Source organism: Salipiger sp. HF18 (assembly GCF_011806505.1).
Taxonomy (GTDB): domain Bacteria; phylum Pseudomonadota; class Alphaproteobacteria; order Rhodobacterales; family Rhodobacteraceae; genus Salipiger; species Salipiger thiooxidans.
Map to the genome: position 1 here is coordinate 1 of NZ_JAATOS010000168.1, position 8,029 is coordinate 8,029.

7 protein-coding genes and 1 pseudogene are annotated in these 8,029 nt (G+C 70.2%); 2 read left to right on the plus strand and 6 right to left on the minus strand.

Features of this window, described 5'->3' with window-relative positions; translation table 11 throughout:
* The 6 genes and pseudogenes from HC022_RS29165 to HC022_RS14410 form a co-directional block, all read right to left on the minus strand.
* Positions 1-135: pseudogene (locus HC022_RS29165) on the minus strand (D-alanine--D-alanine ligase); the annotation flags it as partial.
* A gap of 201 nt (positions 136-336) precedes the next feature.
* Entirely contained in the window at positions 337-1,266 is a 930-nt protein-coding gene (gene murB, locus HC022_RS14390; RefSeq protein ID WP_167452912.1) for a UDP-N-acetylmuramate dehydrogenase, read from the minus strand.
* A gap of 204 nt (positions 1,267-1,470) precedes the next feature.
* Positions 1,471-1,725 carry a DUF2484 family protein gene (locus tag HC022_RS29170; protein ID WP_167452913.1) on the minus strand — a complete coding sequence of 85 codons (255 nt, stop codon included), beginning with the start codon at positions 1,723-1,725 and terminating at the stop codon, positions 1,471-1,473.
* A 46-nt stretch (positions 1,726-1,771) separates the two neighbouring features.
* Positions 1,772-3,199 (minus strand): UDP-N-acetylmuramate--L-alanine ligase, encoded by a 1,428-nt coding sequence (gene murC / locus HC022_RS14400; RefSeq protein WP_254885095.1) that lies wholly within the window; start codon positions 3,197-3,199, stop codon positions 1,772-1,774.
* Positions 3,196-4,335, minus strand: coding sequence for a UDP-N-acetylglucosamine--N-acetylmuramyl-(pentapeptide) pyrophosphoryl-undecaprenol N-acetylglucosamine transferase (locus tag HC022_RS14405; protein ID WP_008883692.1), 1,140 nt, complete (start codon positions 4,333-4,335; stop codon positions 3,196-3,198). The genes murC and HC022_RS14405 overlap by 4 nt, the downstream gene beginning before the upstream one ends.
* A gap of 199 nt (positions 4,336-4,534) precedes the next feature.
* Positions 4,535-5,701, minus strand: a complete 1,167-nt coding sequence (locus tag HC022_RS14410; RefSeq protein WP_167452914.1) for a putative peptidoglycan glycosyltransferase FtsW — start codon at positions 5,699-5,701, stop codon at positions 4,535-4,537.
* Positions 5,702-6,029: 328 nt separating this feature from the next.
* Between HC022_RS14410 and HC022_RS14415 the strand changes: the two genes are divergently transcribed.
* Together HC022_RS14415 and HC022_RS14420 are read left to right on the plus strand one after the other, a co-directional pair.
* Positions 6,030-7,220 (plus strand): aminoacetone oxidase family FAD-binding enzyme, encoded by a 1,191-nt coding sequence (locus HC022_RS14415; RefSeq protein WP_167452915.1) that lies wholly within the window; start codon positions 6,030-6,032, stop codon positions 7,218-7,220.
* 55 nt (positions 7,221-7,275) lie between these two features.
* Positions 7,276-7,962: a hypothetical protein gene (locus HC022_RS14420; protein WP_167452916.1), complete on the plus strand. Its 687-nt coding sequence runs from the start codon at positions 7,276-7,278 to the stop codon at positions 7,960-7,962.
* The last annotated feature ends 67 nt before the right edge of the window (positions 7,963-8,029 follow it).

Genomic DNA, 8,029 nt, shown 5'->3' on the forward strand with positions numbered 1-8,029 from the left:
CTCGGTGACCTGGAAACCTTCTGCCCTCAAAGCGGCGGCACATTCCCGCCCGGAACTAAGTGAGACCTCGCGTTCAGCCGAAGGTCCGCCCAGCAATACCGCCACTTTCGGGTTTGCCCTGCTCGACATACCCAAAACCGCCTCGAAATAGCGGGGCTTTGCGCCCCTTGTTCTGCCTGTCGGGGTCGTTGCCCCTGCCCGGGCGCCGGAGAATCCCGGCGCGTCCGTCCCGTCTGTTGTCCGGCCTGCCTGTGGCCGAAAGGGTGATCAGCGCCCCGATTCGCACCCGCCGGAACACGGGCCTTTCAGGGCCTGCCGCAATACACGCCTGGCGCGCTACGGCAGCGCGGGTTCACCCACCCGCATGATTTCCCAATGTAGCTCTATTCCACTGTGTTGGAAAACCTTTTTTCGCACGTCCTCGCCCAGACCCTCGAGATCGGCCGCCGTCGCCTCCCCAGTGTTCACGAGAAAATTCGAATGCTTGGGCGACATCTGCGCCCCGCCCAGCGTCGCGCCGCGCAGCCCGGCCTCGTCGATCACCTTCCAGGCCTTCAGCTCATGGCTGTCATCCTCGCGCCCGGTCGAGCTGAAGCCCGCCGGGTTGCGGAAGGTCGAGCCCGCGCTGCGGTCCTTGGTCGGCTGGGTCTCGTCCCGGCGGGCAAGCTGGGCGCTCATGCGTGCCTCGAGCTCCGAGGCGTCGCCCACAGGCCCCTCGAAGACCGCCTCGACGATCACCCACCCCTCGGGCAGCTCGCTCTGCCGGTAGGCGAGTCGCAGCTCCCCGGACGACAGCGTCTCGAGCCGGCCGTCGCGGGTCACCACCCGCACCTCGACCAGCCGGTCGGCAACATAGGTGCCGTAGCAGCCCGCGTTCATCCGCACCGCGCCGCCGATTCTGCCCGGGATGGTGCGCAGGAAGGTGAGATCCACCCCCGCCGCCGCCGCGCGCTTCGCCACATGGGCATCGAGCGCCGCCGCCCCGGCGTTCACCCGCGTCCCCTCGACGGAAATACCGTTGAAGCCGCGCCCCAGCCGGATCACCACGGCGCGGATGCCGCCATCGCGCACGATGAGATTCGAGCCCACGCCCATCGGGAACACCGCCCGCCCGGGCGGCAGCGCGGCAAGGAACGCCTGCAGGTCCGCAAGATCCGCCGGCTGGAAGAACAGGTCCGCCGGCCCGCCGACGCGCAGCCAGGTCAGATCGGACAAGGCGCGGTCCGGCACCAGCCGCCCGCGCACCTCGGGGAGTGTGTCGCTCATGTCCAGCCTTCTGCCCTCTCGCCACCGCGGCGTAAACCCCCGCCGACCGGACCCCGCCGCGTCACGGCACGTCCGGGCGACGCGGCACGCCCCAACTTCATCTTGCCAGATAAACTCCGGGGGAGTCCGCGGCACGCGGACGGGGGCAGCGCCCCCGCTTGCGCCCTCACCGCCACGCCGGCGACCGGCCCGGAAAGCCCCGCCTCACACCCCGCGCCGAAACTGCGCGCGAGGCCCGCGAAGAAGGTAGCGCACCGGCCAGCGCAGCGCACTCATGCCCGCGAACAGCACGATCAACCCGACCCATGGCCCGTTCTCCCAGACCACCCAGCCGAGAATCGGCAGCCCGCAGGCGATCGGCCCCCAGGCGCGGCGCCAGTGGTCGTCCTTCGCAGGCAGCATCGCCGGAAGGTTTGCCACCACGGCCCGGAGGCCGGCAGCAAAGAGCGAGGCCGTCACCGGCCGGCCCTCCCGCGCCGCGCAGGGCACCGCCCCATGGCCGGTCTCAGCCCTGAAGCCGCGCCGGCAGGTTGTTGGCCCAGGCCGAGATGGTGCCCGCGCCAAGGCAGACCACCATGTCGCCCGGCCGCGCCTGCTCGCGCACCAGCCGCTCGAGATCGTCCTCGTTCAGGATCGCGCGGGCGTGGCGGTGGCCGTGGCGGATCAGCCCGGCGACGAGATCATCGCGGGTCGCGCCCTCGATCGGCGCCTCGCCCGCGGCGTAGACCTCGGCGATGGCGACCACGTCGGCCTCGTTGAAGCAGGCGCAGAAATCGTCGAACAGCGAGTGCAGCCGCGAATAGCGGTGCGGCTGGTGCACCGCGATGACGCGACCCTCGGTGGCCTGCCGCGCGGCCTTGAGCACCGCCGCGATCTCCACCGGGTGGTGGCCGTAATCGTCGATGATGGTGACCCCGTTCACCTCGCCCACGCGGGTGAAGCGGCGGTTCACGCCACCGAAGGCCGCCAGCGCCAGGCGGATCTCCTCGCGCTTCATGCCGAGATGCCGCGCCACGGCCACGGCGGCCAGCGCGTTCGAGACGTTGTGATCACCCGGCATCGGGAGGGTGCAGCCCTCGATCTTCATGTCCTCGGCCTGCAGCAGGATGTCGAAATGGGCGGTGCCCTTCTCGTAGCGCAGGTTCACCGCCCGCACGTCCGCCTGCGCGTTGAAGCCGTAGGTGGTCACCCGGCGGTCGGTCACCCGGCCCACCAGCGCCTGCACCTCGGCATGGTCGGTGCAGCACACCGCGAGGCCGTAGAAGGGGATGTTCGACACGAACTGGTAGAACCCGTCGCGCAGGTTCTCGATCGAGCCCCAGTGCTCCATGTGCTCGGGGTCGATGTTGGTGACGATGGCGATGGTCGCGGGCAGGCGGTTGAAGGTGCCGTCGCTCTCGTCGGCCTCGACCACCATCCACTCGCCGAGCCCCACCCGGGCGTTCGAGCCGTAGGCGTGGATGATGCCGCCGTTGATGACCGTCGGATCGAGCTGCCCCGCATCCAGAAGCGTTGCCACCATGGTGGTGGTCGTGGTCTTGCCGTGGGTGCCGGCGACGGCGACGTTGGACTTGAGCCGCATCAGCTCTGCCAGCATCTCGGCCCGGCGCACCACAGGCAGGCCGCGGCGCCGCGCCTCGTCGAGCTCGGGATTGCCCGGCTTGATCGCGGACGAGATCACCACCACCTCGGCGTTCTCGAGGTTCTCCGCCCGCTGGCCCTCGAAGACCAGCGCGCCGAGGCCTTCGAGCCGCTCGGTGATCTTCGACGCCTTCAGGTCCGAGCCCTGCACGGTGTAGCCGTGGTTGAGCAGCACCTCGGCGATGCCCGACATGCCGATGCCGCCGATGCCGACGAAGTGGATCGGGCCGACATCACCGGGAAGTTTGGTTGCGGCGTTCATCATGCCCCCTGCGACTTTCTCGTGTTTCATCCCTGCCCGTCCTCTGCTGCCTGTTGTTGGTCTTCTTCCATGCCCGCCAGCCGCTCGACCAGCCACGCGAGGTGCTCGGCCGCGTCGGGCTTGGCCACCGACAGCGCCCCCCGCGACATCTGCAGCGCACCGTCGGGGTTGGCGAGCACCGCAAGGATCGCCTCGGAGAGGCTCTCGACGGTGAGCTTGCTCTCGGGGATGCGGATGGCCGCGCCCGCGTCCACCAGCCCCTGCGCGTTCACCGTCTGGTGGTCCCCCGCCGCCACCGCGTAGGGGATCAGGATAGACGGACGCCCGATCACCGAGATATCCGCGACCGATGACGCCCCCGAGCGCGAGATCACCAGCTGCGCCTCGGACATACGGGCGGGGATGTCGTGGAAGAACGGCTGCACCTCCGCGTCGATCCCATGCTCATAGTAGTACTTGGTGACGCGTTCGCCATCCTCGTCGCGCGCCTGCTGCGAGATCCGGAGGTTGCGCAGGATGTCCATGGGCAGGCGCTCGATCGCGGGCGGCACCACGTCCGAGAGGATGCGCGCGCCCTGGCTGCCGCCGATCACGAGGATCGACATCGGGTAATCGCCGGGCACGATGTAGCCCGCGCCCGCCCGCTCCTGCACCGCCATGCGCACCGGGTTGCCGGTGTGCACGCCCTCGACACCTTCGGGCAGCGTGGTGGGCCAGGTGCCGCAGGCGAAGAGATCGACCTTCCTGGCAAAGATCTCGTTGACCTTGCCGGGCACGCCGTTCTGTTCGTGGATCATGCGCGGCAGCTTCATCAGCGTCGCGGCCCCGAGCGCAGGGATCGACGGGTAGCCGCCGAAGCCCACCACCACGTCGGGCCGGTCCCTGCGGAAGCGCCGCATGGTCGAGAGCACGCCCGAGGCCACGCGGAACGGCACCCCGAGCTTGGCCAGCGCACCGCCACGGGCGAAGGTGGCCGAGTTCACCTGCTCGATCTCGGTGCTGTGCGGGAAGCCGCCGGTGTAGCGGGCACCGCGCGCGTCGGTCGAGAGCTTCACCCGCCAGCCGCGCCGCAGCATGATCTCCGCCAGCGCCTGCGCCGGGAACATGTGCCCGCCGGTGCCGCCGGCGGCGATGACAAGAAGGGGGCGCCGAAACCGTTCTGCCATACCCCGTAATCTCCCTTCCTGCCCTGTCCGGACCGTTCCGGCCCGGTTCTGTCGCTGCGCACCCGGCCCGACCAAGCGGTCGCGGCGATGCGCGGTGTTCTGCCTCTCCCGGCGGCAGCGGCGCCTGCCGCCCCGCCGGATCGGGGCTCCTTATCGCAGCCGCCCCGGGGCGTGAACCCTGACGGGACGGCGGCGGCCGTCAGCGCGACCGTGCGCGCAGGATTTCGCCGATCTCGCCCTGCGGGCGCGAGCGGGTGAAGGCCAGCAGCATGCCGACGGCGATGCCGCCCGCGATCAGCGACGAGCCGCCGTAGCTCACGAAGGGCAGCGTCATGCCCTTGGCCGGCAGCAGCCGCACCGCCACGCCCATGTTGATCATCGCCTGCACGCCGAACATGGCGGCAAGGCCGGTGCCGGCGAGGCGGATGAAGGGATCGCGCTCGCGGATCAGCCGCAGGAACGAGCGCACGACCACGACCGTGTAGAGCGCGATGATCAGCAGCACGAGGACCAGGCCGTATTCCTCGGCCGCGACCGCGATGATGAAATCGGTATGGGCGTCGGGCAGCGACCATTTCACCGTGCCCTCGCCGACGCCGACGCCGAAGAAGCCGCCCTCCTGGATGGCGTTGGTGGCGTAGCCGAGCTGGGTGCGCGGGTCCACGTCCGGGGTGAGGAAACCGTCGATGCGGCGGGCGAAGTGCTCGGAGCCGTTGTAGGCGACCATGCCGCCCAGCACCACGAGCCCGGCCAGCGCCACGAGCAGCAGCATCGGCGCACCGGCCACGAACCACATCACGCCCCAGCCGAAGAGCACGAGGCAGGCCTGCCCGAAGTCCGGCTGCAGCGCCAGCATCAGCACGATGCTCACCGTGAGGCCGAAGGACCAGAGCTTGCCCGGGGGGCCCCCGATCTCCTGGCTCGCGGCCATCATCCAGGCCGCCACGATGACGAACATGGGCTTGAGGAATTCCGACGGCTGCAGCGAGGCGAAGCCCAGCGAGTACCAGCGTACCGCGCCCTTGCCGAAGTCGGTGCCGAGGAAGGGCAGCCCCATCAGCGAGATGAAGGAGACGAGGAAGCCGATCACCGCCAGCCGCCGCACCACCGTGGGCGAGAGCATGGAGGTGATGAACATGGCGGTGAGCGCCAGCCCGCCGAAGAAGGCTTGGCGCTGCACGTAGTGGAAATGCGCGAAGCCGTTGCGCTCGGCCAGCGGCGGAGACGCGGCGAGCCCGAGCAGGATGCCGATGCCGAACAGCATCAGGATGCAGGGCAACGCCCACCTGTCGACCGTCCGCCACCATTTGGGTAGGACGGGTTCTCCGTCGCGCACGGAAACAAAGCCGTAAACCATTTCCGTCATGGGATCACCGCTCGTGTGGGCCGCATCGCGACCTCTTTGCCTGTGGATGCCCGGATTTTCCGGGTCGTTGCCGCAACGGTAGCAAAGCGCGGGGGCTTTGGGAAGGCTGCCGTGCGCCCTGTCCCGGCCGCAGAGGGGGCGCTGCCCCCGTCTCCTGACGGAGACTCCCCCGGGATATTTTGGGCCATTGGAAACCCGGGCGCGGCGCCCTGTCTTCCAATGGCATCAAATATCCCCGCCGGAGGCATCCCGAACGACAGGGGCCGGGCGCGGGGATCGGGCAAAGGTGGGACTTGCGTCGCGCGCCGCTTCGTGGTCCTGAGCGGGAATGCAGGTCGAGACGCTGATCCTCGGAGCCGGTGCCGCCGGCATGATGTGTGCCGCCCATACGGGCCCCGGCACGCTGGTGGTGGACCATGCCCGCGCACCGGGCGAGAAGATCCGGATCTCGGGCGGCGGCCGCTGCAACTTCACCAACCTCGGCGTCGAGCCCGGCTGTTTCCTGTCCGGCAACCCGCATTTCGCCAAGTCGGCGCTGGCGCGCTACACCCAGTGGGACTTTCTCGACCTCGTCGGGCGCCACGGCATCGCCTGGCACGAGAAGACGCTGGGCCAGCTGTTCTGCGACGGCAAGGCCACGCAGATCGTCGCCATGCTGATGCGCGAGATGGAGGTGGCGGGGGCCGAGCTCTGGCTCGGCACGTCCCTCACCGAGCTGAGCCACGACGGCGAGCGGTTCGTGGCGCGGCTGACGCGAGAGGGGGCCCCGCGCGAGGTCTCGGCGCGCAACCTCGTGCTGGCCACCGGCGGCAAGTCGATCCCCAAGATGGGCGCGACCGGCCTCGCCTACGACATCGCCACACAGTTCGGGCTGGCCATCGTGCCGACGCGCGCGGGCCTCGTGCCCTTCACCTTCCCGGAGGGGCGCTTCGCCGCGCTCTCGGGCCTGTCGCTGCCGGTGCGCGCCAGCGCGGACGGCGCCAGCTTCGACGAAGCCATGCTCTTCACCCACCGCGGGCTCTCGGGCCCCGCCATGCTGCAGGTCTCGAGCTACTGGCGCGAGGGCGAGCCGATCCTGGTCGACCTCTCGCCCGCGCGGGATCTCGCCGAGGCGCTGCGCGGCGCCCGGGCCACGGCGGGGCGCCGCGCGCTGTCGACCGTGCTCGGGCAGTGGCTGCCGTCGAAGCTCCTCGCCCATCTCGGCGAGACGCTCGGGCTTTCGGGCAACCTCGCGGACCTGCCCGACCGGCGCCTTCTGGCGCTCGCTGATGCGCTGCACGGCTGGGAGCTGCGGCCCCAGGGCACCGAGGGCTGGCGCACCGCCGAGGTCACGCTGGGCGGCATCGACACCGCGGAGCTCTCGTCCAAGACCTTCGAGGCCAAGGCCCTGCCCGGGCTCTTCGCCATCGGCGAGGCAGTGGACGTGACGGGCTGGCTCGGCGGCTACAACTTCCAGTGGGCGTGGTCATCGGGTGTCGCGTGCGGGCGGGCGATCGCCGCCCGGCGCGGCGGGACTTGAATTCGCAACCGAGTCGTTACACCTTCGTCATCCAGGCGTCACGGAGACGAAACAGATGGCCTTTGCCGACAGCCCCACGCTGCATCCCGCCAACTGGGTGCGGGACATCCGCGCGCAGGTGCCGCGGAAGGCGCTGCGCGATCTGTGGAACCAGCTGCGCTACGGCGCCGACGCCCCGCGTTCGGATGAGTGCATCTATCTCGATCCCTGCGACATCACCGATTCCTACGACCGCCGCCTGACCGGCCGCGCGCTGCGGCGCAACCACAGCGGCATGGTGCTGGGCGGCGACTGGGACACCCACCGCTCGCGCTTTGGCGAGACCATCAAGTCGGTGAGCGCCCGGATGCACTACGTGGACGGCCTGCCCTGGGAGGAGACGCCGCTCTTTGACCGCATGCTGCGCGAGGTCGCCGAGGGCAAACGCCCGGACGGCTGCAACAGCCGCGAGGACGTCGAGCACCGCTACGAGGCGCTCGACCGCATCTTCGAGGAAACCGCGCGGCGCGGGCGCCTGCTGACGCAGGCCGAACTTCCGGATTACTTCCGCCGCGAGCACGGCGGCATCCTCGTGCACATCGACCGCGACGGCCGCCCCCTGCGCGCCAGCGGCGGCATGCACCGGCTCGCCATCGCGCAGATCCTGAAGCTGCCCGAGATCCCGGCCCAGCTTGGCGTCGTGCATGCCGATGCGCTGCGCAAGGGTCTGCTGCCCCCGCTGCGGCAACAGCGCCGGGGCTGAGCGCCCCGCACCCGGCTTCCCGATGTCCCCACGGGCAGAGGGCTTCAGCCCCCCAGCCCGGCGCGCA

What these genes read in the sequence shown, in the direction of transcription:
- murB (WP_167452912.1), bottom strand. Translation starts at nt 1,266, where the DNA reads ATGAGCGACACACTCCCCGAGGTGCGCGGGCGGCTGGTGCCGGACCGC.
- murC (WP_254885095.1), bottom strand. Translation starts at nt 3,199, where the DNA reads ATGAAACACGAGAAAGTCGCAGGGGGCATGATGAACGCCGCAACCAAA.
- HC022_RS14405 (WP_008883692.1), bottom strand. Translation starts at nt 4,335, where the DNA reads ATGGCAGAACGGTTTCGGCGCCCCCTTCTTGTCATCGCCGCCGGCGGC.
- HC022_RS14410 (WP_167452914.1), bottom strand. Translation starts at nt 5,701, where the DNA reads ATGACGGAAATGGTTTACGGCTTTGTTTCCGTGCGCGACGGAGAACCC.
- HC022_RS14415 (WP_167452915.1), top strand. Translation starts at nt 6,030, where the DNA reads ATGCAGGTCGAGACGCTGATCCTCGGAGCCGGTGCCGCCGGCATGATG.
- HC022_RS14420 (WP_167452916.1), top strand. Translation starts at nt 7,276, where the DNA reads ATGGCCTTTGCCGACAGCCCCACGCTGCATCCCGCCAACTGGGTGCGG.